Source organism: Paenibacillus sp. PAMC21692 (genome assembly GCF_014303795.1).
In the GTDB taxonomy this organism is placed as follows: Bacteria; Bacillota; Bacilli; order Paenibacillales; family Paenibacillaceae; genus Pristimantibacillus; species Pristimantibacillus agaridevorans.
The window spans coordinates 8,148,798-8,173,279 of sequence record NZ_CP060293.1 but is presented as its reverse complement, the minus strand read 5'-3'; the positions used below and the strand labels follow the sequence as shown (position 1 = coordinate 8,173,279).

The following is a 24,482-nucleotide window of genomic DNA, read 5'->3' as shown; positions in this document are numbered from 1 at the left end:
CAAGGAGACGGGGCTTTTTTCGTGAATTTTGCAGCAGGACCAGCGCGCTTGAATCAAATCACGAGTGGCCTCTACTAGCATGCTAAATAACCTGAAAGGTTGGCGATGAATGTGGTTGCGGGTTTTTCTTATGAACATGAGAAGTGGATCTCGTATCATTTGAAGCGTAGAAAAGGAGAACGGCTGGACGCGTTAAAACGTGGGCACGGCTTTGGAAACAAGATATTTGTTGAGCAGGTTTGGTGGCCGCTTGCGGGTCATTTTCATGGGCTCCATCCTGAGTATGAGGTGAAGGATGGGCGTGGCAAATCTTATTTTGTGGATTTCATGTGGTTGACCGGCGATGCGCGAATCGTGTTTGAAATTATGGATTACGGTTCGCATGGCACGGATCGTACCAAGTATAGGCTGGATTTGAACAGGGAATTGTTTTTGCAATCGCAGGATTGCAGGGTATATAGCATTGCTCTGGATGAGCTAAAAGAGAATCCTTCCTTTATCTTGTCCATGCTGCGGCATATTCTGACTCCGTATTTGGCTGCAATGAATGGGAGCACGGGGACGGTCGAGAGACAGTATGACAGAATGGAGCGCGAGCTCATGCGCATAGCGATACGTCACAATAGATTGATCCGCCCGAAGGAAGCGGCTAGGCAACTTGAACTTCACAACATGACGGTCATCAAATATTGCCGCAGATTAGTCGAAAAGGGCAAATTCAGAGCCGTGACGAGAGGAGAATCGCAACGGGTGATGTACTACGAGTATATCGGCACTATGCAAAGCCCGGACTTAATATAAATTTGGAGCAGTGGAGCAGGCATGTGGGGAGAACCTGCGAGAGGGCATTGACATATCAGAGGCTGCTACGTGGCTGTAATCGGCGATGACTCATTCCTATACACATATCGGACGTGATCGATTGCAGTGTGGTCAGCGCATTGTGTATGAAATTTCATACTGATCCGGCGCAAATGCAGTGTGGTCAGCGCATTGTGTATGAAATTTCATACTGATCGGGCGCAAATGCAGTGTGGTCGGCGAATTGTGTATGAAATTTCATACTGATCCGGCGCAAATGCAGTGTGGTCAGCGCATTGTGTATGAAATTTCATACTGATCAGGCCCAAATGCAGTGTGGACGACGAATTGTGTATGAAATTTCATACTGATCCGGCGTGATTGCAGTGTGTCCGGCGTATTGTGTGTATCCCATGTGGATACCATGGGGACGGGACTACTCATACCCACTATCCCCAGTTACTCTGTGCATAAATCCCTGTCCATGTGTTGGATCCCCAGCAGCTCTGTGCATACATCTCTGTCCATGTGACTGATCCCCCGTAGCTCTGTGTATAAATCCCTGTTCCTGTGACGGATCCCCAGCGCATCAGCCTCGACCTGTGTGCAACTTGCATTGTGGATGAATCCCACAAAGCAAGTTGCACACAGCTCCTGGTTGCACTACTGTGGATCTATTTTCTCCATCTTTACTACGTAACAATGTTATGTTACGATGATTATCGTGATAAGGAGGTGCGTGCGTGGAGAGGGAGCTTATATCGAAGAAGGAGCTGCTGGACGCGACAGGCATATCGTACGGGCAGCTGTATCGTTGGAAACGGAAGGGGCTCATTCCCGAGGAATGGTTTATTCGGAAGTCCGTGTTTACGGGCCAGGAGACGTTTTTCCCAAAGGAGCTTATACTGGCTCGTATTGATAAAGTGCTAAATCTGAAGGACGACTTGTCGCTCGACGAGCTTGCGAGCAGGTTGGTGAACGGTCCTATCGATGCAGAGCTCGGTAAGGATGATATGATTGAACGAAACATTGTTTCGTTTATATCGGCGCAACGTTATATGAACCGGGACGAGGAGGGGACGATGTATTCGTTCGACCGGATGCTGAAGTTATTCACTGTGGATATGTTGCTTCGAACAGGGGAGATGGGTTTGGAGGAAGGAGATGTTTTGCTGGCCGCGCTTGAGGAGCATTATCCCAAGTTTAACGGTGAACCATGCGATCTGGTGTTTACCCGGAAGATGGGCATGGCGTCGTTCGTTCTGGTAACGGCATCGTCCGCGTTGTATTTTGACGAAGGGGTCAAGATGGTGCGGAGGTTAAGCATGCGGGAGACGGCAGAGCAACTGAAGAGCAAACTGCAATGAGAGAAGGAGGCGAAGGCATGGAGATGAAGAACCCGACGAAGATCCCCACGATGAAAAACCTCGAGATGAAGGACTTCGAGAGCAGGAGCGGGTTGCCGAATTTGACGATGAGCGGATATGGCAAGGCGAGCGGAGGCGAATATGGGAACGTACAGATTGACGGCGTCACTAAGGTAGCAGGCCATCTAAGCGCTGTGTACGGCATCCGTTCCAGCGGTGTTACGACGATCGAAGGCAGCGTCTATACCCCCGAGTTGCGAAGCGAAGGCAAGTTGTCCGTGGAAGGAGCGCTTATAGCCAGAACAACGCTGCTGGATGGCATGTGCAAGGTTGGGGGGCGCATCGAAGCCGATAGCGTGAAGCTCGACGGCATGTTGACGGCAGGCGGAGACATCGAAGCCGAGACGTTTATCGGCAGAGGCGTCGTGAAGTCGGAGGGGTTGCTAAACGCAGAGACGATCGAGCTGGGACTTGCGCACAAGGCAAGTAAAATACGAGAGATCGGCGGCGAGACCGTTATCGTCAGCAGGCTTGGCGGCAGCGGTTGGGGCTGGCTTTGGAGCTGGGCGTTGCCAAGCGCCGAATCCAGGCTGGACGCCGAAGTCATCGAAGGCGATATCGTTCGGTTGGAGTACACGCATGCGGCGGTCGTGCGAGGAGGACAGATCGTCATCGGCAAGGGCTGCAGAATCGGCAGGGCCGAATTCAAGACACGACTGACGGTTCATCCCGACAGCATCGTCGAGAAGGAGGAGAAACTCGGTGAATGAGCATGTTCAGGATTTGAGACTTGTCGGCACTTCCGAAATGGCCGGAGGAATATTCGGAAAGATCCGCATTACAGGTGACGCCAAGCTGATGGGGCGTGTTGCTTGCAGCCAGCTGTTATTGACGGGGACGGCCAAGTTGCAAGGGGATCTGGAAGCCGGCAGGCTGAAGTTTACGGGCGAATTGCAGGTGGGGGGCTCGTTAAGAGGCGGGAGAATCGGAGGCTTGGGAGAGCTTCGAACGGAAACTGGCATCAGGGGCGAGGAAATTGTCCTGTCGGGAATGCTCCATTCCGGAGGTCCGATCGAAGCGGAGAAGCTGGATATTCGAGGCGCCGTCGAGACGGAAAGCGTCATTAACGCCGAGCATGCGACCATTAGATTATACGGGCCCTCCCAAGCGGGGGAGATTGTAGGCGGCACCATTGTGGTGCGCAGGAGCAGAGGATTGGGCCTCAAAAGCCTGATGCAGCCATCTGTCGAAACGGGGCTTACTGCGGCTTTAATCGAGGGGGATGAGGTGTACATCGAATATACGCGCGCGGATTTGGTACGAGGGAATACGGTCAAGGTGGGGCCTGGCTGCGAGATTGGCAGAATCGAATACCGGCAAAGCTTCGAGACGCACGCGAAGTCGAAGACGGGACCGGCCGAAAGGTTATAAAAGCACGATAACGATGGATACAATAGGAAGTGCGAGTTTCATCATCATCCCTCATTTGAATAAAGAAAGGTTGCGTGAAGCGTGACTGCGACGGCAAAAAACAAAAATCTCGGCATCGTTATCGCCGGCCTCCTGCTCGGCATCCTTATGGCTTCGATGGACAATACGATCGTCGCCACGGCGATGGGCAACATCGTCGGCGAGCTAGGCGGGCTGGACAAATTCGTATGGGTGACCTCCGCCTACATGATTGCCGAAATGGCGGGCATGCCGATCTTCGGCAAGTTATCCGATATGTATGGACGGAAGCGATTTTTCGTCTTCGGCATTATCATCTTCATGATCGGCTCCGCTTTATGCGGTACGGCTTCTTCGATTGAGGAGCTGGCGTTGTTCCGCGCCGTGCAGGGTATCGGGGCAGGCGCAATGGTGCCGACTTCGTTCACGATTATGTTCGATGCTGTGCCGCTTGAATCCCGCGGCAAGCTGGGAGGCCTATTCGGAGCCGTGTTCGGCATGTCGAGCATTTTCGGGCCGCTCTTGGGCGCCTATATTACGGATCATATCGCGTGGGAGTGGGTGTTCTACATCAACCTGCCGCTTGGACTTCTGTCCCTCTGCATGATCGCGTTTTTCTACAAGGAATCGCTGGAGCATTCCAAACAGCCGATCGATTGGACGGGAGCCGTTACCCTGATCGGTTCCGTCGTGGCTCTTATGTTCGCGCTGGAGCTGGGCGGCAAAACCTTTGCATGGGACTCGTGGCAAATTATCGGCATGTTTGCGGCATGCGTGCTGCTGCTAATCGTGTTCCTGTATGTGGAGACGAAGGCTAAGGAGCCTATCATCTCGTATTCGCTGTTCCGAAATCGTCTGTATTCGACAAGCATTATCGTCGCGTTTTTCAGCGGCGCGGCCTTCATCGTGGCATCGGTCTATATCCCGATCTTCATTCAGGGCGTGCTCGGCGGCACGGCGACGAACTCGGGTCTCGTGCTGCTGCCTATGATGCTCGGCTCCGTCGTGACGGCTACGCTCGGCGGCGTGCTCATGACGAAAATACCGTATCGAAACGTCATGGTCTCTACGCTGATCCTGCTTGTCACAGGCACGGTGCTCGTCACGACGCTGTCTCCGGAGTCCGGCAAGCTGCAGGTGACGCTGTACATGATTCTGCTCGGTCTGGGTATTGGCGCATCGTTTTCGGTGCTCAGCAATGCGGCCATTCATGGCGTCTCCATTCGTCAGCGCGGCACGGCGAGCTCTACCCTCAACTTCATCCGTTCGCTGGGGATGACCGTAGGCATTACCGTATTCGGTATTATTCAGAGCAACTACTTCTCCAGCCGATTGAATGAAGCGTTTGGCGGCGCCACGGGCGGTCCTGCCGTCGGCGGCGATCCCAGAGAGCTGCTGGCTCCAGAAAAACGCGCCGAAATGCCGGCCGAGGTGCTGGATACGATTGTGTCCGCTCTCTCCTCGTCGATTACGTTAACGTTCGCCATCGCGATTGTTCCGGCTGCTCTGGCGCTGCTTGGGTCGTTCTTTATGGGCAGAAGCAAGCTAGATCCTTCGGCGGTAGCGGAGGGCGATAAAGTCCATTCCGGAGGTCACTAACGCATCGGGAATACATGTTACAACCAGTCCGCAATTGGCGGCGTGCGGGCCTTCGGGGCTTCTCGTCGTCAAGGGCGGACTTTTACATTGTATTAGGAATTGATGCAACTCTAATACTTGCGGGCATGTAATAAGGGAGCTCCACAATTCAAGCTAATGGTGACTGAGCGCTTTTGGGGTCTTCGCATTACCTTCAGATGATTTAATCTGCATGTCTGTGACAAAAATCTCACTTCCCGCCATTAAATTTGCGGTATAATAAAAGAAATCAAATAAAAACAAAAACAAACGGAAATGTGAGGCGATTGCAATGAAACAGGAATACATGCATCCGGGAGACCAACTCCTTCTGTTGATGGAGCGGATTTACAAATACGGAATGACGACTACGTCAGGCGGCAATCTGTCTATCAAGGACGATAAAGGGGATATCTGGATCACCCCCGCCGGTATAGATAAAGGCTCGCTTACCGCCAGGGATATGGTATGCGTCAAAGCGGACGGCACGGTAGAGGGCGTGCACAGGCCTTCCAGCGAGTTTCCGTTTCACAATCTGATCTACAAGTCGCGGCCGGATCTTAAAGCCATCATTCATGCCCATCCCCCGGCGCTCGTATCCTTTAGCATCGTTCGCCGAATTCCCGACACGCGCCTGCTTCCGAACGAACGTCGAATATGCGGTCCGATCGGCATGGCCGAATACGCCCTTCCCGGCAGCGAGGAGCTGGGGCGGAAAATCGCGGACGTGTTCGTCAAGGGATACGATACCGTTATGTTGGAGAATCACGGCGTCGTCATAGGAGCGGACAATCTGTTTAAGGCGTTTCAAATGTTCGAGACTTTGGATTTTTGCGCACGGCTTGAAATCGAAGCCCGGCGGATCGGGGAACCGAAGCTGCTCACGGACAAAAATTACGAGATGGTGCGGAGCAAAGGCGATGTCGCATACGAAAGTTATAAGTCTCAGGGCAGAACGACGCTGGAAAACGGAGCACGGAAAGAAATGTGCAATTTCATTCGGCGATCTTATGATCAACGGCTGTTTACCAGCACGCAGGGCACGTTTTCCCGTAGAACGGAGGGCAATGATTTTGTCATTACGCCTTATGGGCTGGATCGCAACTATATGGAGCCTGCCGATTTGATTACGATCAAGGATGGCAAAACAGAAGAAGGAAAAGTGCCCAGCAAATCCGTTCTGTTGCATAAGGCGATCTACGAAAGCCAGCCCCACGTCAACGCCGTGTTGATTGCGCACCCGCCTCATATTATGGCGTTTGCCGTGACGGAGCTTGCTTTCGATTCCCGAACGATTCCGGAAAGCTATATTTTGTTGCGAGGCACGCCGAAGCTGCCTTTCGACGCCGTCTATCGCGATCCGGAGCAAACCGCCCGATTGTTAAATGTCAGTACGCCGCTGGCCATCGTCGAGAACAACTGCGTAATCGTAACGGGTAAAAGTCTGCTTGAGGCATTCGACCGGCTGGAGGTTGCGGAATACAGCGCGAAATCCGTGCTTGCAGCCCGCGCGCTAGGGGATATTGTCCACATCGAAGATTCTTGTATCCGCGATCTGGAGGTCGCGTTCAACTTGCAGTAGCTCCTACGATTTATGAACGGAAAGGGGAAAGGAAATGATTAAAGCGATTATTTTTGACTTTGACGGAACGATCATCGATACGGAGACGGCATGGTATTATGCCTTTCGGGATGCTTACAAAGAACATGGCGTCGACCTTGGCGTCAAGCAATATTCGCAATGTCTCGGCACGAGTCTGCATCTGTTCAACCCGTATGAATACCTTGCGACAGAGCTGGGGCTGCCCATCGATATAGCGGAGTTTCGCAATCGAATCCGTGTAGACCATACGGCCAGAATGAAAGTGGAGGAAGTGCGGGCGGGCATCCGTGAATATTTGAAGATGGCCAAGGAATCGGGGCTGCGCATCGGTCTCGCATCCAGTTCTGATCGTGCCTGGATCGATAAATATTTGGACCAGTTGGACATCCGCGAATATTTCGAGGTTATCCGGTCGGCAGATGACGTGAGTCGGGTGAAACCCGATCCGGAGCTGTATCTTAGCGCGATTGAAGCGCTTGGCGTACGGGCGGACGAAGCAGTCGCAATCGAGGATTCGCCTAACGGAGCACGGGCGGCGGTCGCGGCGGGGATGCACTGCGTGATCGTGCCGAATACGCTGACCAAGCTGTTATCGTTCGATCCGTCGGATCGCTGTTACCGGGCGGAGTCGCTGTCGGACTTCGACTTCAAGCTGTTTACGGAAGGCGTGTTCTCGAAAGCGTGATCGGTAATAACGCCTTCGCTTATCGGGTGATGAAACACGTTATGCCCCAATAGTTGTGTAATGAATAATTACACAACTATTGTCATTTCCCCTGACATCCTTTAAAGTTAGAATATATACGTCACGTAATATGACATTATAGATGGGGTAGTGTGATATCGGGATATATATAACACAAGTTGTTACTATATCTACGATGTGGGGAGTGTTCATCCATGAAGAGCAGACTCGTTCTGATTGGGAACGGCATGGCGGGCGTCCGATGCGTCGAAGAGATACTGGCTCTGGAGCCGGATCGGTTCGACATTACGATTATTGGCAGCGAGCCGCATACCAACTATAATCGAATCCTATTATCCAAGGTGCTCCAAGGAAACACCTCGATCGAGGACATTACGATGAATACCCAATCCTGGTACGATGAGCGCGGCATCGTGCTGCATAAGGGAGAAGAAGCTGTCGCCATCGATACGGGCCGCCGGAGAGTGAGGACCTCCGCGGGTCGCGAAGTGGACTACGACAAGCTGATTCTCGCGACGGGGTCGGATCCGTTTATGCTGCCGCTGCCGGGCGCGGACAAACCGGGCGTGCTGGCTTTTCGGAATATTAAGGATTGCAATGCATTAATGGAAGCATCCCGCACGTTCAAGCGGGCTGTCGTCATCGGAGGCGGCCTGCTCGGTCTGGAGGCGGCGCGCGGCTTGCTGAATCTGGGCATGGATGTGTCGGTCGTCCATATCCACGGCTATATTATGGAAAGACAGCTCGACCGCACCGCGTCGGATATGCTGCGCAAGGAGCTCGAAGGGCAAGGAATGCGCTTCCTGCTGGAGAAACAATCGGAGCGTATTTTGGGCAGGAAACGGGTGGAAGGTCTTCAATTCAAGGACGGCGCGCGGATCGGGACGGATCTTGTTGTCTTCGCCGTTGGCATTCGTCCCAACGTGAAGCTGGCGGCGGCGAGCGGCATCGAGACGAATCGGGCCGTCGTCGTCAACGACTACATGGAGACGAACGTTCCCGGCATCTATGCGGTCGGCGAATGCGCGGAGCATCGGGGTATCGCGTACGGCCTGGTCGCTCCGCTGTACGAGCAAGGCAAGGTGCTCGCCAAGGCGATCTGCGGCAGGGAGACGGGAGGTTATGCGGGCTCTACGCTATATTCGCAGCTGAAGGTATCCGGAGTCGACGTATTTTCGGCGGGGGAAATCAGGGAGTCGGCCGATACGGTATCGATCATGAAGTATGACGGACTTCGGCGCACCTATAGCAAAATAACGCTGGAAGGCACCCGCATTGCCGGAGCGGTTCTGTTCGGCGATACGTCGCAGGGCAACGGGCTGCTTCGCTACATTCAGAACGGCGCGGATGTGTCCGTGTTTGAGGAAGCCGAATCCGGCGGGGCCGCCTCCGGCGTTGAATACGCGGCGACGATGCCGGACGCCGAGACGGTCTGTTCCTGCAATGGCGTAACGAAAGGCGCGTTGATGTCCGCCGTCTGCGAGCAAGGGCTGAAGACGCTGCCGGAAGTGCGCGACTGCACGCGAGCGTCGAGCTCTTGCGGCGGGTGCAAGCCTGTGGTGGAAGCCATTATCGCCTACGCGCTGGCGAACGGCTTGGACGGAGGAGTGCGGAAGCGGCCCGTATGCGGCTGCACCGACATGAGCCACGAAGAGCTCCGGGAGGCCATCCATGCGAATGCGGAAGATGCTGCCGGACCGGCTCATGCGGAGTCCGTCGGAACTGCGCTCGGAAGGCTGGGTTGGAGCACGGCCGAAGGGTGCGGCGTCTGCGTTCCCGCCGTCCGCTACTACTCGGCGCTCGCGGGTGCGGGAAGAGGGGCGGTCATCAAGCCGTACTGGCATTGCGTCGGGTCTCCCGGCGACGGTTCTGCGCGAATCGAAGCCAGCCCTGGGCTGCACGCCGAACGTGCGGCGCTCAGGGATTCCGTTGCGATGAGCGAAGCATTGGAGAGCAGGCTCGCTGGCGTGGCTTTCCCAACGAATCTAGCAGTTGGCGTTTCGGCAAGTCCGTTGCATCTCGCGGGAACGCTGGCCAAGGATCTCGGATTGGCCGGTGCCCCCGGCGGCTGGGAGCTCTATGCCGGGGGCAGCGACGGACGCCGTACCGCGGGTGCGGGAGGAGGGGCCGTGGTCAGGCTAGGCGAGTTGCTGCTCTCCCAGTTGAAGGATGAGGACGCGCTCGAGATCAGTCTGGCTTTGCTGCAATGGTACCGAATGTCGGCCAATTACGGGCAGCCTGTCGGCGAATGGCTAACCGAGCTCGGCCTTGTGGGCGTCCGGGAACGGCTGCTCCATCCATCCAACCGGCAATTGCTGCTGGCGGAGCTTGGATTGGCTGTAACGGCCGGTCTTGCGCCGGAGTTCGAGATGGCGGAGGTGTTCGCGGATGAATAGCATCATGGAGATAACGGAGGGCGGCGAATCGCCATTCGTAATGAAGACGCAATGCCCATTCTGCAGCGTGCAATGCAAAATGCAGGTCGTCGAGGAAAGAAATGCGGCCGGCGAGGCCGCTTATACGATTACGGCATTGCCTAACGCGGCTTCGGAGGGCCGTCTCTGCGTAAAGGGAATGAATGCATACCAGCATGCGCTGACGGGTGATCGCTTGCTGTACCCCATGGCGAGGCAGAACGGCAAGATGATGCGGGTGTCTTGGGCGGAAGCCTATTCCATCATCGAAGAGCGTTTCGCGGCGGCACGAAGCGAATACGGACGCGACAGCATTGGCGTGTACGGAGGCGGATCTCTGACCAACGAAACGGCCTACCTGTTGGGCAAATTCACGCGAGTGGCGCTTCAGTCGAAGCATATCGACTACAACGGGCGGTTCTGCATGTCCGCGGCGGCGTCGGCAGGCAACAAGACGTTCGGCATCGATCGTGGCCTGACGAATGCTCTCTCCGATATCGAGCATGCCCGCTGCATTATTCTGTCGGGCACCAACATCGCGGAATGCCAGCCTACTCTTATGCCCTACTTCACGAGGGCGAAGGAGAACGGCGCCTATCTCATCGTCATCGATCCCCGCGAGACGGCCACGGCCAAGTTAGCCGATCTGCATCTTAAGGTGAAGCCGGGGATGGACGCGGCTCTCACGAATGGTTTGTTGAAGGCGGTCGTCGAGGCGGGGTTGGTCGACGAAGCTTTTGTCGAGCGGCGGACAAGAGGATTCTCCGACGTGCTTCGCCACCTTGAAAGCATGGATATGGCGGAGATCGCGGACATGACGGGCGTAAGCGAAGACGAGATTCGCGCGGCTGGAAAGGCTTTCGGCGAAGCGGTCACGGGCATGGTATTTACAGCGCGGGGAGTCGAGCAGCAGACGGACGGCTATATGTCGGTACGCAATCTGCTTAACCTTGTACTCGCGACGGGCAAGATCGGCCGTAAAGGCTGCGGATATGGCGCGGTCACCGGCCAAGCCAACGGACAGGGCGGTCGCGAGCATGGTCAGAAGGCCGACCAGTTGCCCGGATACCGGATGATCGACAACCCCGAGCACCGTGCTTACGTGGCCGGCGTGTGGGGCATCGAGCCGGATGAGCTTCCGGGCAAAGGCGTCTCCGCTTACGAGATGATGGAGAAGGTGCATGCCGGGGAGATCCGGGCGCTGTTCCTCATGGGCTCCAACCCCGTCGTTTCCAATCCCAACGCCAACTTCGTCCAGGAGGCGATCGAGAAGCTGGATTTCCTCGTCGTGGCGGACATGTTCGTCTCGGAAACGGGGCGAATGGCGGATTTGTTGCTGCCGGTTACGGCATATCTGGAGAACGAGGGCACGATGACGAATTTGGAGGGCCGGGTTCTGCTTCGGGAGGCGATGCGGCCCGCGCCGGGAGAGACTCGCCATGACTGGCAGGTGCTCTGCGACATTGCCCGCTTGCTGGGCAGGGATCGCTGGTTCCAGTACGACAAGGCCGAGGATATATTCGAGGAGCTGCGCCTCGCGAGCAAGGGCGGCATTGCCGACTATTACGGCATTACGTATGACCGCCTGAGACGCGAAGAAGGCGTCTACTGGCCATGTCCGTCCGAGGATCATCCCGGAGAGCGTCGGCTGTTCGAGGAACGGTTCGCCCATGCCGACGGCAGAGCGGAGATGGTAGCGGTAGAAAACCACTTTCCGAAGGAGATGACGGATGGGGAATACCCTTTGTATCTGACGACGGGCCGGGTGCTGACGCATTACTTGACCGGCGTGCAGACGCGCCGCAGTCCTTCGTTGGCTTCGCGTGACGTGGAATCCTTTGTCGAGCTGCACCCGGCAACGGCGCGCAAGCTGAGAATCGGCGACGGAGAGCTCGTCACGGTGACATCGCGCAGAGGCAGCATCTTCCTGCGCAGCCGGTACTCGTCCGCGATCCGCCAGGACACGGTATTCGTCCCCATGCATTGGGGCGACACGCAAAGCGTGAACAAGCTGACGCACGAAGCGCTTGATCCCACCTGCCGGATGCCGGGCTTCAAGGTATGCGCGGTGCGCGTGGAGCCGATGTATTAGGTAAGGGGCAGTCGAGTCGTCCTATACCGGCTGAATGTAAAAAAGTTCAACAAAAACACTATCCGATTTCATGGGAGTTCTACGACTCTTTTGAAAGAGGGTAGTGTTTTTTTCGCAACCGCAAAGTAGTGTACGTGTTCGAAAAATCATACAGGATACGCCGCAGTAGCCCCAAACCTTGGCAATGTGCTCGAAAAATCATACAGGATACGCCGCAGTAGCCCCAAATCGTGGCAATGTGCTCGAAAAATCATACAGGATACGCCGCAGTAGCCCCAAACCGTGGCAATATACTCGAAAAATCATACAGGATACGCCGCTGTAGCCCCAAACCGTGGCAATGTACTCGAATAGTCATACAGGATACGCCGCAGTAGCCCCAAACCGTAGCAATGTACTCGAAAAATCATACTCGTGCCCCTTGCCTCCCAATTTGGCGAACTAAAACTAATTCAGCGAGAACCGCTGGCGGTATTGGCGCGGCGATAGCCCCTCGAACCTGGCGAAGCAAGTCGCGAAGTAGGCCGACTGATTGAAGCCGACCTCCTCGGCGATGCGGGAGACGGAGAGGTCCGTCTGCAGCAGAAGCAGCTTGGCCTGCTGAATGCGGAAGCGCAGCAGGTAGTCGAAAGGCGAGCAGCCGAATTCGCGTTTCATGCAGCGCGCGATGTAGACGGGATGGAAGTTGATGCTCTCGCCGAGCGACTGCGCGGTTATGTCCTCCCGATAATGATGCCGGAGGTAGGAGGCGGCTTTTTCGGCGCACGCGAGCGCCGGCGTCGGCGATCCGGCTTCGACCGAAGCGGACAGCAGGTCGATAACCTCCTGGAAGAGGAGCTGCTGCTTCCAGCGGACGCCGTGAATATGATCATTGATGCTCATCTGGGACAGCTGCAGCAGCTTATTTTCCAGCACGGTCAGCTTGACGGCTTTGGCGAATTGAGGAATCCGCTTGACGAACAGGCGCGGCGCGAATTGTTCGTCGACGGGCACGGGCTCAGCGGAATCGCTCATTCTTGCGGGGGCGAGCGTATCCTCCGCTACCGACCAGCCTCCAAGCGTGTGGAAATGCGCCCAATAATATTCCGTGTCCTCCTCGCAAGCGCGCGTCGGATAATGTTCCGCATCCGGCCGCAGGATCAGCACATGTCCGGCTCTCACTTCGTAATGGCGATCTTCTTCGCCAAGATAGAGGCTTCCCTTGATTACGACGATCAGATCGAACACGCCGATGGCTCTGCGTCCGGGATGCTTGCGCCCTGGCGGCATGTCGGCATGTCCTCCTATTATGTAATGCGGCAACGGCGGAACCGTAAATTCGATAATGCTCATAATGCGGAAATCCTCCTAACTTGGCAATCCTTCTGATGCGAAAATCCTCCTGGCGAGCAGGTTGGAATATTGAAAGTTTCGGTTGAAATTATGAACCCTTTTTTTCAGTATACCAACTATAATGCAAGAAGACATCAAGCTACATGAGGGGCTGTTACGCAGATCCCCGGCGGGAGGCTGTAACATGGATCATACTGCCAAAAAACTAACATTATGGGCGCTCGCCTGGCCGATTTTCATCGAGCTGTTCCTGCAGTTTCTGCTTGGAGCGGCAGATACGCTGATGGTAAGCCGCATCTCGGACGATGCGGTTGCCGTAGTGGGGTTTTCGAATCAATTATTTTCGGCGGTCATGACGTTGTTCGTGACGGTAGCAAGCGGAGCCGGCATTTTGATCGCTCACAAGCTGGGGGCAAGAAAGGGCGAGGATGCAAGGAAAATCGGCATCATGTCGCTGACCGTCAGCGGCGGGCTGGGACTGTTGCTCAGCGTCGTGCTTTATTTGTATCCGAAGGAGGTATCGGCTTGGCTCCAGCTGCCAAGCGAGCTGCTTCCTTTAGCGGAAACGTATGTGTCGATCGTCGGCGGAGGCATGGTGCTGGTCGCGCTGATGTCGTCGCTCAGCACGGCTATCCGCAATACCGGCAATACGAAGGGCCCTATGTATATCGCCATCGGAATGAACGTCGTTCACGTTGCGCTGAATTACGCGTTTATTTTCGGAGTGTGGGGCTTCCCGAAGCTGGGTCTGCTTGGCGTGGCGCTCTCCACCGTTATCTGCCGTCTGCTGGCCGTATTGGTGCTGCTGTATATGTTCCTGCATACATTCGAACGCCGCATCGCTCTCCGTGACTTCAAGCTGTTCGATCGCGGATTGTTCGGCGAAATCATGCGCATCGGCTGGCCGCTGGGCGTCAATATGTCGTGCTGGGTGTTCTCCCAGATGGCGATATTCTCTTATATTGCCATGATCGGCGCGGCGGAGCTGGCGGCGCGGACGTATATGAACACGCTGGAATCATTCTGCTTTATGCTGGGATATTCCATCGCATTGGCACTGCAAATCCAGATCGCCCATCTGTTCGGGGCAGGCCGTATGCAAGAGGCTTACAGAACGGCATATCGGGGGCTGGCGATCGGTCTGGGACTTGTCTTCGTAAACGCCCTAGTCATCTATGCGATCGGCAAGCCGGTGCTTGGCTTGTTCACGCAAGATAGCGCTATCGTCGCATTCGGCGTTTCGCTTCTGGGTCTTAACATTCTTCTGCAGCCGGGCAAAATGGTCAACATGGCGCTTCAGAACTCGCTGAACGCCGTCGGCGATACAAAGTACACGATGTGGATCTCGCTGAGCTCGTTATCCGTCATTGCCACCGGGGTTTCCTATTGGTTCGGCATCGGGTTGGGCTGGGGGCTGACGGGCATCTATGTCGCAATGATTATGGATGAATATCTCCGGGGAGCGCTGTCGTTTATGCGATGGCGGGGGCGGAAGAAGCTGCGGGAAGCCGGCGGCGACATGGCTGTCGAGGCAAAGCCTATTCGGGGCGTTCGTCAAAAAGGCGCTCTTGACGTATAATGCAGGGAGAGCCCGCTTCTCTTACCACATAAGAAAGTATAAGTTTTCGGTCTTCGAAAACGGCTTTCTTATTGGCGATAAAACCTACATTTAAACGCGGTCGCTCATCGTTGAGAGGCCTCGATAGAGGTTTTCTCATGCAAGTTTGGGAAGGAATGAATGCAAGTACGGAAAGGAAGGAAGCGCGATATGTCAGGCAAACTTTTGATGAACGAACAAATAAAAAGCTCCGAGGTGCTGCTGACGGGGCTGAATGGCGAGTCTCTCGGCGTGTTGTCCCGCCAAGAGGCACTCGCGCTCGCCAAGGAGGCCAAGGCAGATCTCGTCTGCACGTCGCTGATGAGCAGTCCCCCGCCCTGCAAGCTGGTCAGCCGCGGCTCGGCTAAGGCGCAGCGGGATCAAGAGAACAAGGAGAGCCGCTTGAAGGAAGGCTCCGGCAAGGTCAAAGAGCTTCGGTTGACGCCGGACATCGAGGATCATGATTACGATACGAAGCTGAGGCAGGCGGCCAAGCTGCTGGATTCCGGCAACCGGGTGCTGCTCGTCGTCAAGATCTCCGGCAAGGAGGGGCCAAAGGCGAAGGCGCTGCTGGAACGCTTGGTAGCCGACTTGTCGGAGAGCGGGAAGAAAGCGACGGGCATACAGCTCAGCGGCAAGCAAGCAGCGGTGGAGATGCTGCCGGTATAACTAGGCGGTACAAAGCTTGCCGCATAGAGGCCGCGAACGAGGGATTGCCCGCAAGCCGATTTCTTGTTACACTGACCGCAAGCAAGGCGCAACCAGAATCAGGACCGTCATGGAATGAGCAAGCCAATCGTGGTGTCATCATTCGCGCAGACGGTCCTTTTGCTTTGGGACATAAAGACAGGAGGGCGAGAGGATGGGGAGGACGCAGCATACCGGACGAATCAAGCTGCCCATGCGGCCGGACGCCAAGCTGTGGGTCAGCAAGCGGCCATTTGGGCTGGGACTAACGAAGCCGCATCATATCCGTGATACGATGAAGGCGGCGTGGGATAATCGGGACAATCTTGCATACGCTTACAGAATATTGACTCAGGGCGTCTGCGACGGCTGCGCGCTTGGCGTCTCCGGTTTGTACGACCAGACGCTGGAAGGACCGCATCTATGCACGACGCGCTTGAACGTGCTGCGCCTAAATACGATGCGAGCCATATCGGAAAGGTTGCTGCATGCCGACATCGAGGAGCTGCGCAAGCTCAGCAGCGCCGAATTGCGCCGGCTGGGACGGCTGCCCTATCCCGTCATTCGCGAGAGGGGAGAGACGAGGTTCCGCCGACTCTCGTGGGACGAAGCGCTCTCTCGCATAGCGGATAAGGCGCGCGCCGTCGACCCGAAGTCGATCGCTTTCTATTTGACGGGCCGCGGCATTACGAACGAGACATATTACGCGGCGGCGAAAGCAGCCAGGTGGATCGGCACGAACAACATCGACAACGCTTCGCGCATCTGCCATTCGCCTTCGAAGACTGCATTAAAGCGCTCCATCGGAGTCGGCGCTTCGACATGCAGCTATAAGGACTGGATCGGTACCGATGTGCTTGTCTTTTGGGGTAGCGTGGCCGCGAACAATCAGCCCGTCTCGACCAAATATATGTACGCCGCGAAACGCCGTGGGACGCGCATTATCGTCATCAACCCCTATAGAGAACCTGCGATGGACGGCTACTGGATCCCGTCCATTCCGGAATCGGCGATGTTCGGGACGAAGCTCGCCGACGACTTCTATCAGGTGAACATCGGCGGGGATATCGCGTTCATGCACGGCGTTATGAAGACGTGGTTCCAGATGGAGGAGGAGCGCCCCGGCTCCGCGATTGATCATGCATTCGTGGAGCGTCACGCTCATGGTTACAAGGAGCTTAGGGCTCATGTGCAGCAGCAGCCGTGGGAACTGCTGGAGTCCTCCTCCGGGCTGTCGCGAGAGCGGATTCGCGAGTTTGCCGAGCTGTTGGCGGAAGCCCGCACCGGCGTATTCGTATGGAGCATGGGGCTGACGCAACATCGATTCGGCACGGACAATATTTCGCAGGTATCGAATCTCGCTCTGCTGCGGGGATTTCTGGGGAGGGAGCATTGCGGTCTTATGCCCATTCGCGGGCACAGCGGGGTGCAGGGCTCCGGCGAGATGGGCGCGGATCCGTTCAGCCTGCCGGGAGGCGAGTTCTCGCCGGAGGACGCCGAGCGGCTGGAGCGGCTATGGGGCTTTAAGCTCCCGGACTGGCAGGGCGACATCGTCGGCGTCTCGCTCGAAAACGCGTTGCTGCCGAAAGGTCATGAGCGGAAGCTTAAGCTGTTCTATACGTCGGGCGGCAATTTCCTGGAGACCATGCCGGATCCCGCCTCCGTGAAGGCCAGTCTGGAGGCGGTGGAGCTGCGCGTCCACCAGGATATCGTACTTAACAGCTCGGCGCTGCTGGATGCCGCGGAGGAGGTCATCCTCCTGCCCGCCATGACCAGATACGAGCAGCCGGGAGGAGGCACATCGACGTCGACCGAGAGGATGGTCTATTATTCGCCGGAGATCCAAGGGCCTCGGATCGCTGAGGCGCGCGCCGAATGGGATATTTTCGGCGAGTTGGCGGCGCGGGTGCGTCCGGAAGGGGCGGAGGCTTTCGCCGTCAAATTACGGGACGCGGCCGCGATTCGGGCGGAGATCGCGCTGGCGGCGCCATACTATCGCGGCATCGAACGCCTTGGCAAGCGCGGGGACGTGTTTCAATGGGGAGGAGCTTGGCTGTGCGAGGACGGCGAATGTCCGACATCGGACGGCAAGGCGAAGCTGATACCTGTCGAGCTGCCTGAGCTGCGCAAGGCGGAAGGGCGATTCTACGCGACGACAAGGCGCGGCAAGCAGTTCAACTCCATGATTTATGGAGAGAAGGACAGCTTTAACGGCGCGGATCGGTACGATGTGCTGATCAACCCCGAGGATGCCGGAACGCTGTCCATTCGCGAAGGGGAAGCTATCGTCGTTTACAATCGGGGCGGCGTGTTCCATGGCCGGGCCAAGCTTGCACCGGTGGCTCCCAGCAATATCGAGCTGTTCTGGCCGGAAGGCAATGTGTTGTTCGCCGCCGGTCAATACGAGCCGTTTGCGGGTATTCCGGAATACAATGCGTCGGTCGCGGTGGAGCGGGCGGATACCTTCCATGCGCTCAAGGATGCCAAGTACGTGGAGAAGCGGTTAGAGGAGCTGGAGACGGACGTACCGGAATAAACGAAGTTGCGGAGGTGACGGGAATGGATGACGGCGGCCGCGGCAACGTGACGAAGTGGCAGACGCTCCATGTCGGCGAAGACGGCATCCCTCGCGAGCTGGAGGATGAGATCGCAAGCGAATACGCGTTGACGGTCGTGCTGAACGGCGATGAATTCGGCACGTTGGTTTGTTCCCCTACGCATCAGGAGGAGCTGGTGTACGGTTTCCTCGCTTCCGAAGGCGCGATTCGAAGCGCCTCGCAGGTAAAGAAGCTGACGATCGATGGAGATCGCGGCTATGCGTACGTCGTGCTGGACGGAGAACCGTCGATCGGCCGGGAGCGTTCGTCCAAGCGATTTATCGGCTCCTGCTGCGGGAAGGGTCGGCAGTTTTATTACCACGGGGATATGTTGACGGCCAGGACGATTATGACGCGGATGACGGTGACGGATGAGCAGGTATGGTCGCTGATGGCCGCGTTGCAGGAGAGTTCGGCGGACTTCATCAGCACGGGCGGCGTCCATAATGCGGCGTTATGTACGCCGGAAGAGCTGCTTGCGGTGCGTACGGACATCGGCAGGCACAACGCGCTCGACAAGCTGTACGGCTACAGCATGCTCCATGGCGCGAGGATGGGAGATAAGCTTATCGCGTTCAGCGGCAGGCTGTCGTCGGAGGTCGTGCTCAAGGCGGCCAAGATGGGCTGCGGCTTGCTGCTCAGCAAGTCCGCCCCGACCGATCTCGCGCTCAAGCTTGCGGACGAGTTAGGCATTACTTGCATCGGATTCATCCGGGGACGGAGATTTAGCGTATATACGCACCGGGAACGTTTGATTATAAGTCATGGATTACCTTGACACACGACAAGCGTTAGGTGAAAATGCTAAAGAGGTTATTGAAAACCTTTATCAAGACCGTAACCCGGCTAGAGGCGTCAGCCATGGACGGAGGATCGAATACAGATGAACAGGAGACTACCATGCTGCGTCGTTTTTTTTCGTATTACAAGCCTTATAAGAAACTGTTTTTCCTGGATTTCAGCTGCGCGGTGCTGTTGGCTATACTGGAGCTCAGCTTCCCGCTGGCCGTTGGCTACGTCGTCGAAACGTTGCTCCCGGATGAGAACTGGGGATTGATCGTATCGGCAGGCGCGGTGCTGCTGCTTATTTATGTCATCAACACGTTTTTGAGTTATATCGTCACCTACTGGGGGCATATGCTCGGCATCAATATCGAGACGGATATGCGTCGCGCGCTGTTCGATCATGTGCAGAAGCTTTCATTCCGCTTCTTCGACAACACGAAGACGGGCCACCTTATCTCGCGTCTTACGAACGACTTGTTCGAGATTGGCGAGGTGGCGCATCACGGTCCCGAGGATATGTTCATCGCGGCCATGACGCTGGTAGGCGCATTCGGGATCATGCTGTTCATTCACCCGATGCTGGCGATCATGACCTTCATTATCGTGCCGATCATTATTTGGCTCGTGCTTTATTTCAACGGGCGCATGACGAAAGCGGCGAATCGCCTCTTCAGCGACATGGCGGACTTCAACGCGCGCGTCGAGGATACGGTTGGCGGCATTCGCGTCGTTCAAGCGTTCGCTAACGAGAAACATGAAGGCAAGCTGTTCAAAGGCAACAATCTGCGGTTCCGCGAGGCGAAGCTCATTTCGTACAAAATCATCGGCATGAATGCTTCCGTATCCTATATGCTGATGCGTGTCGTATCGCTGTTCGTGCTGATCGCGGGCGCTTATTATGTCATTACGGATGGAATGTCCTACGCCGACTTCCTCACGTTCATTTTGTTGACGAACATTTTCTTCAAGCCCATCGAAAAAATTAACGCCGTTATCGAGAGCTACCCGAAGGGCATCGCAGGCTTCAAACGTTACACTCAGCTGATGGATACCGAACCGGACGTGGCGGATCGACCCGATGCAAAAGAAGTGGACCGTCTTCGCGGAGATATTCGTTACGAGAATGTGGATTTCGGCTACGAAGGCGAAGCCAAGGTGCTTGACGGCATTAATCTTTCCATTAACGCCGGGGAGACAATCGCATTTGTTGGCCCGTCAGGAGCGGGCAAAACAACGTTATGCAGCTTGCTGCCGCGATTTTATGAAATTTCCGGCGGCCGCATTACCGTCGACGGACACGATATACGCGATCTGAAGCTGGAGTCGCTGCGCAAGAGCATCGGCATCGTGCAGCAGGACGTCTTCCTGTTCGCGGGCACGATCCGCGAGAACATCGCTTACGGCAAGCTGGGCGCAAGCGACGAGGCGATCATGGAAGCGGCGCGCCGGGCGAAGCTGGAGGCGTTCATCGGTTCGTTGCCGGATGGTCTGGATACGGTCGTCGGCGAACGCGGCGTAAAGCTGTCCGGCGGACAGAAGCAGCGTTTGGCTATCGCGCGGATGTTCCTCAAGAACCCGCCGATCCTGATCCTCGACGAAGCGACTTCCGCGCTCGACACCGAGACGGAGCAAGCGATCCAGCAGTCGCTGTCCGAGCTGTCCGTCGGCCGCACAACGCTGGTCATCGCGCACAGGCTGGCGACGATCAAGAACGCCGACCGAATTATCGTCGTTACCGAAGAGGGCATCAGCGAGCAAGGACGTCATGATGAGCTGGTTGCAGCAGGCGGCATCTACAGCCGGCTGCATGAGGCGCAATTCGGCCGCGGATAATGGGATTCTGCGCATATACAAATTGAATTAGAAGGATGAGCTAACTCCAAAGGCGCAGCTCGCCATTAACCAAGGCTCCCAAAGCGCTGTAAGCCGAGAAATTCGGCTTAGAGGCTGGTGGGAGGGCGCCCATAGCGCTGTATGCCGAGAAAATCGGCTTAAAGTGAGAGAAAAAGGGGCTGTCACCTGAAGTGACAACCCCTTTTTCTGATTATAGATATGGGAAACGTTACCCACGACTTATACATTAACGGGAAAAAGTCCCATTATTTTTCGATTATTAACGGATTCAGCGAGAATAAATGGAAATCCTCCCGCTAATCCAGGCAAATACGTGGTTAAGCCCAGAAATCACACGGTTTAGAGGGGACATTTCCCTCTATTTTTCCAAAAGGGCGAAAAAGTGAGGATTAGAGGGAGGTTTTCCCTCTATCAACACTTGGAGATTGATAAAGCCTCCCATGTGCCATAAATCTACTCTGTGCATAAACTTTTCTTGCTCCTTAAACCTCTTGTGCGTCAAACCTACCTTGTGCGTTGAACTCTGTGTCCTTATGAAAGCAACTTTGCATAACCCCAGCTTTGCAAAGCAAAGCTGGAGGCCCGCCATCGTTGACGTGCCTAATACAGAGGTTTACTCATTTGTCCAACGCGCTTGCGCGTTTTTTGGCCTTCTCCAGGTCGGCGGCCAGTTCATCCTGAACGCCTGATGGCTTGACGCCGTAACGATAAGCGGATCTCGCGATAAGATGTCCCGTCACGGGCGCCGTAAGGAAGACGAATATGATGCCGAGCAGCAGCCGTACGCTGACTTGATCGTGGACGAATAAAAAGTAAAGGAACGTAGCTAACAAGATAAATAAAATGCCGAGCGTAATGCTCTTCGTTGCCGCGTGGGAACGTGTATATACATCCGGAAAACGCAGGAAGCCGAGCGAGCTGAGCAAGCTTAGCACCGTACCGATCAACACCATGACGACGACGATAGACTCAATCGTTTCTATTCCGGTCAATGACAACGCCCCTCTCCAAAAACTTGCACAACGCGACCGTACTCAGGAAAGCCAATATGCCGATCAGCAGGATCGTCTCCAGATAGGAGCTGGAGTCCAGCATCATGCATAATACGGCGACGATGCCGATAATATTGTAGCCGATGGAGTCCAGCGCGAGAATCCGATCGGGCAGCGAAGGGCCGCGAATGACCCGATAAAGCGCGATCGAGATCGAAATGGTAAGCATAATAATGGACGCCATAAGCAGTGTTTGGAACATTAGCGCATCACCTCGATTATGACATCCTCGAACTTGTCCTTCGTTCGGATAATGCCCTTTTTCATCCGGGGCACGTCCATGGCGTGTACGTACATCAACCCATCCTCCGGGGCAATCTCCATAACAACCGACCCCGGCGTGAGCGTCATAAGATTGGCGAGCAAAGACAGCTCCCATTCGGTCTTCATTCTCGTCTGCATCCGGAATACGCCAGGCTGTATGTTGAGCCGGGGCCGAATGATCTGTTCGATGGCTACAATGCTGGAGACAAGCAGCTCGATGCTGAACAGCCAGCCCAGCTTGAGAAGAAACCAGAACTTTCTTCCATAGAAGGGGGCAGGGAAAAATCTTCTCATCCCGAACAAGATGATTGCGCCAAGCACGAAGCCGATTGCGAAGGTCAGCATGTTCCATGTATCGTGAAGCATCATCCACATGGCGGCAATCAATAGATTAAGCAAGATTTGCAGGGTCATTCCGAACACATCCTTCCGGCGAAATGCATCTGTTGCGCGCGCATTACGATAATACCGCGTCGATATAAATTCGCGGATTCACCAGGGGCTCAACCGCTTGATCTACATAAGGCATAAAGGTATCCGCTCCAAGTCCGAGTCCGACGACCAGCGCGGCGAGCAGGAAGCCCGGAAGCAGGGTGCCGCGGGCGCTTGACTTCTGCTCCCCTTCGCTTAGCAGCGATTCGCCCCAGAAGCTGTTGATGAAAATTTTGATAACGGAATAAAGCACCATGAGGCTCGTCAGCAGGCTGATTGCGGCCATGAGATAATGCTCGGCCTGCACGCCGCCTTGCAGAATAAGGAATTTGCCGATAAAGCCGCTTAGCGGCGGGACGCCGGCAAGCGCCAGCGCTGACAGGAAGAACAGCCAGCCCAATATAGGGCGGTACCGGATCAAACCGCTAATCTCGCGCAGCCGGTCGGTACCGGCGACGAATACGACGGCTCCGCCAAGAATGAAGATCAGCGCTTTGGCGATCATATCGTGGACCAGGTAGAAGACGGAGCCCGCCAAGGAGGCATCGGTGGCGACGCCAACGCCGAACAGGATAAAGCCGACCGAAACAACGACATTGTAAGCGAGGATTTGTTTGATGCGCCAATACGCAATGGCTCCGATCGCGCCTAATATCATGGTCAGGGCGGCCAGCCACAGGATGATCGTGTGCGTAATTTGCGGCTGATGATTGAAGATAAGCGTGAACATCCGGATAATGACGTAGACGCCGACCTTGGTCAGCAGCGCCGCGAACAACGCGGCGATGGGAGCGGAGGGCGCGCTGTAAGAGCCGGGCAGCCAGAAAAATAGAAACAATCCCGCCTTCAGACCGAATACGGTGAGCAGCAGCAGACTGACGGTGGTGGTCAAGCCGTTCTGGCCGTTCTCGGCTACACGCTCCGCGATATGCGCCAAGTTAAGCGTGCCCGTGATCGAGTACAGATAAGCAATGGCAATAACGAATAGACTGGATGCCACAATATTAATGACAATATATTTGACGGTTTCGCGCAATTGAACTCTCCCGCCTCCTAAGCTGAGGAGCACGTAAGACGAGAGAAGCATGACTTCGAAGAAGACGAACAGGTTGAAAATGTCGCCCGTCAGGAACGATCCGTTTACTCCGCACAGTAGAATGAGCATCAGAGGATACACGTAATAGTTCTTCCGTTCTTCTCCAATGAAATGAAAGGAGAACAGCAGACAAGCGAATGTAACGATCGAAGCGACGGCGACGAGTATAGCGGCCAGCATATCCGCAACGAGCGGAATGCCGTACGGAGCTTCCCATCCTCCCATATGAAGCACCTGTATGCCTTCCGAAGAAATCTGGCCCATCAGCATTAGCGATGCCGCGAGCGTGGCAAGAGCGGCCAAAGCCGCTATCCATTGCTGGAGCCGGATATGCTTGCGGATGAAAAACAGGGAAACGCCCAAAATTAAAGGTATAAACAATGGCAAAACAACGATATTATTCATGATCTTGTCCCCTTAACCGCTCCACATCGTCGGTGCCATGCTCCTTATACGTGCGGTAAGCCAGCACAAGCGAAAATGCGGTTAGCGAAAAGCTGATAACGATGGATGTCAGAATAAGCGCCTGCGGCACCGGATCGGTATAGCTTGCAGCCTGTTCTTCCAGCAGCGGAGCCGCGCCCCGCTTTAAGCCGTTAATGGACATCAACATAATGTGAACGCCGTGCGTGAACAGGGACAGACCCATAATGATGCGCAGAAGCGTCTTGCTAAGAATGAGGTAGACACCTGAGGTGAACAACGTACCGGCGACGATTGTCATCAATATTTCCAT

General features: G+C 55.5%; 20 protein-coding genes. 14 read left to right on the top strand and 6 right to left on the bottom strand.

What is annotated here, in order from left to right; all coding sequences use genetic code 11:
* Positions 1-159 precede the first annotated feature (159 nt).
* From H7F31_RS32455 to H7F31_RS32415, 9 genes are all read left to right on the top strand, one after another.
* Entirely contained in the window at positions 160-801 is a 642-nt protein-coding gene (locus tag H7F31_RS32455; protein ID WP_261800220.1) for a hypothetical protein, read from the top strand.
* Positions 802-1,544: 743 nt separating this feature from the next.
* Positions 1,545-2,168, top strand: coding sequence for a YhbD family protein (locus H7F31_RS32450; protein ID WP_187102212.1), 624 nt, complete (start codon positions 1,545-1,547; stop codon positions 2,166-2,168).
* A 17-nt stretch (positions 2,169-2,185) separates the two neighbouring features.
* On the top strand, positions 2,186-2,938 hold the full coding sequence (locus tag H7F31_RS32445) for a hypothetical protein (protein WP_187102211.1): 753 nt from the start codon (positions 2,186-2,188) through the stop codon (positions 2,936-2,938).
* Complete coding sequence (locus H7F31_RS32440; RefSeq protein ID WP_187102210.1) at positions 2,931-3,599, top strand: hypothetical protein; 669 nt, start codon at positions 2,931-2,933, stop codon at positions 3,597-3,599. Before H7F31_RS32445 ends, H7F31_RS32440 begins: the two co-directional genes overlap by 8 nt.
* 81 nt (positions 3,600-3,680) lie before the next feature.
* Positions 3,681-5,216: an MFS transporter gene (locus H7F31_RS32435; RefSeq protein ID WP_261800219.1), complete on the top strand. Its 1,536-nt coding sequence runs from the start codon at positions 3,681-3,683 to the stop codon at positions 5,214-5,216.
* Between the two features lie 310 nt (positions 5,217-5,526).
* Positions 5,527-6,816 (top strand): class II aldolase/adducin family protein, encoded by a 1,290-nt coding sequence (locus H7F31_RS32430; RefSeq protein ID WP_187102209.1) that lies wholly within the window; start codon positions 5,527-5,529, stop codon positions 6,814-6,816.
* Between the two features lie 34 nt (positions 6,817-6,850).
* Positions 6,851-7,522: an HAD family hydrolase gene (locus H7F31_RS32425; protein WP_187102208.1), complete on the top strand. Its 672-nt coding sequence runs from the start codon at positions 6,851-6,853 to the stop codon at positions 7,520-7,522.
* Between the two features lie 215 nt (positions 7,523-7,737).
* Positions 7,738-9,939 carry a nitrite reductase large subunit NirB gene (gene nirB / locus H7F31_RS32420; RefSeq protein ID WP_187102207.1) on the top strand — a complete coding sequence of 734 codons (2,202 nt, stop codon included), beginning with the start codon at positions 7,738-7,740 and terminating at the stop codon, positions 9,937-9,939.
* The gene (locus H7F31_RS32415; RefSeq protein WP_261800218.1) at positions 9,932-12,049 is read left to right on the top strand and encodes an assimilatory nitrate reductase catalytic subunit NasC; all 2,118 of its coding nucleotides are present in this window, start codon (positions 9,932-9,934) and stop codon (positions 12,047-12,049) included. Before nirB ends, H7F31_RS32415 begins: the two co-directional genes overlap by 8 nt.
* 447 nt (positions 12,050-12,496) lie before the next feature.
* Here the strand turns inward: H7F31_RS32415 and H7F31_RS32410 are convergent, their stop codons facing one another.
* Entirely contained in the window at positions 12,497-13,381 is an 885-nt protein-coding gene (locus H7F31_RS32410; RefSeq protein ID WP_187102206.1) for a helix-turn-helix domain-containing protein, read from the bottom strand.
* A gap of 184 nt (positions 13,382-13,565) precedes the next feature.
* Here H7F31_RS32410 and H7F31_RS32405 point away from each other — a divergent pair, with 184 nt between their 5' ends.
* The 5 genes from H7F31_RS32405 to H7F31_RS32385 all read left to right on the top strand — a co-directional run bounded on the left by H7F31_RS32405 (position 13,566) and on the right by H7F31_RS32385 (position 20,881).
* Complete coding sequence (locus H7F31_RS32405) at positions 13,566-14,960, top strand: MATE family efflux transporter (RefSeq protein ID WP_187102205.1); 1,395 nt, start codon at positions 13,566-13,568, stop codon at positions 14,958-14,960.
* Positions 14,961-15,149: 189 nt separating this feature from the next.
* Positions 15,150-15,647 carry a translation initiation factor IF-3 gene (gene infC, locus H7F31_RS32400; RefSeq protein WP_187102204.1) on the top strand — a complete coding sequence of 166 codons (498 nt, stop codon included), beginning with the start codon at positions 15,150-15,152 and terminating at the stop codon, positions 15,645-15,647.
* Positions 15,648-15,840: 193 nt separating this feature from the next.
* On the top strand, positions 15,841-18,201 hold the full coding sequence (locus H7F31_RS32395) for an FdhF/YdeP family oxidoreductase (RefSeq protein ID WP_187102203.1): 2,361 nt from the start codon (positions 15,841-15,843) through the stop codon (positions 18,199-18,201).
* A gap of 23 nt (positions 18,202-18,224) precedes the next feature.
* Positions 18,225-19,040 (top strand): formate dehydrogenase accessory sulfurtransferase FdhD, encoded by an 816-nt coding sequence (gene fdhD / locus H7F31_RS32390; protein ID WP_187102202.1) that lies wholly within the window; start codon positions 18,225-18,227, stop codon positions 19,038-19,040.
* A 122-nt stretch (positions 19,041-19,162) separates the two neighbouring features.
* Positions 19,163-20,881 carry an ABC transporter ATP-binding protein gene (locus H7F31_RS32385; RefSeq protein WP_187105659.1) on the top strand — a complete coding sequence of 573 codons (1,719 nt, stop codon included), beginning with the start codon at positions 19,163-19,165 and terminating at the stop codon, positions 20,879-20,881.
* A gap of 638 nt (positions 20,882-21,519) precedes the next feature.
* Here the strand turns inward: H7F31_RS32385 and mnhG are convergent.
* From mnhG to H7F31_RS32360, 5 genes are read right to left on the bottom strand one after another with little or no spacing between them, the layout of a single operon-like run.
* Positions 21,520-21,894 (bottom strand): monovalent cation/H(+) antiporter subunit G, encoded by a 375-nt coding sequence (gene mnhG / locus H7F31_RS32380; protein WP_261800217.1) that lies wholly within the window; start codon positions 21,892-21,894, stop codon positions 21,520-21,522.
* Positions 21,872-22,156, bottom strand: coding sequence for a Na(+)/H(+) antiporter subunit F1 (locus tag H7F31_RS32375; RefSeq protein ID WP_187102200.1), 285 nt, complete (start codon positions 22,154-22,156; stop codon positions 21,872-21,874). Before H7F31_RS32375 ends, mnhG begins: the two co-directional genes overlap by 23 nt.
* On the bottom strand, positions 22,156-22,632 hold the full coding sequence (locus tag H7F31_RS32370) for a Na+/H+ antiporter subunit E (protein WP_087571941.1): 477 nt from the start codon (positions 22,630-22,632) through the stop codon (positions 22,156-22,158). The genes H7F31_RS32375 and H7F31_RS32370 overlap by 1 nt, the downstream gene beginning before the upstream one ends.
* Positions 22,633-22,675: 43 nt before the next feature.
* A complete protein-coding gene (locus H7F31_RS32365) occupies positions 22,676-24,151 on the bottom strand; it encodes a Na+/H+ antiporter subunit D (RefSeq protein ID WP_187102199.1) in 1,476 nt (491 codons plus the stop codon).
* A complete protein-coding gene (locus H7F31_RS32360; protein WP_087571939.1) occupies positions 24,144-24,482 on the bottom strand; it encodes a Na(+)/H(+) antiporter subunit C in 339 nt (112 codons plus the stop codon). Before H7F31_RS32360 ends, H7F31_RS32365 begins: the two co-directional genes overlap by 8 nt.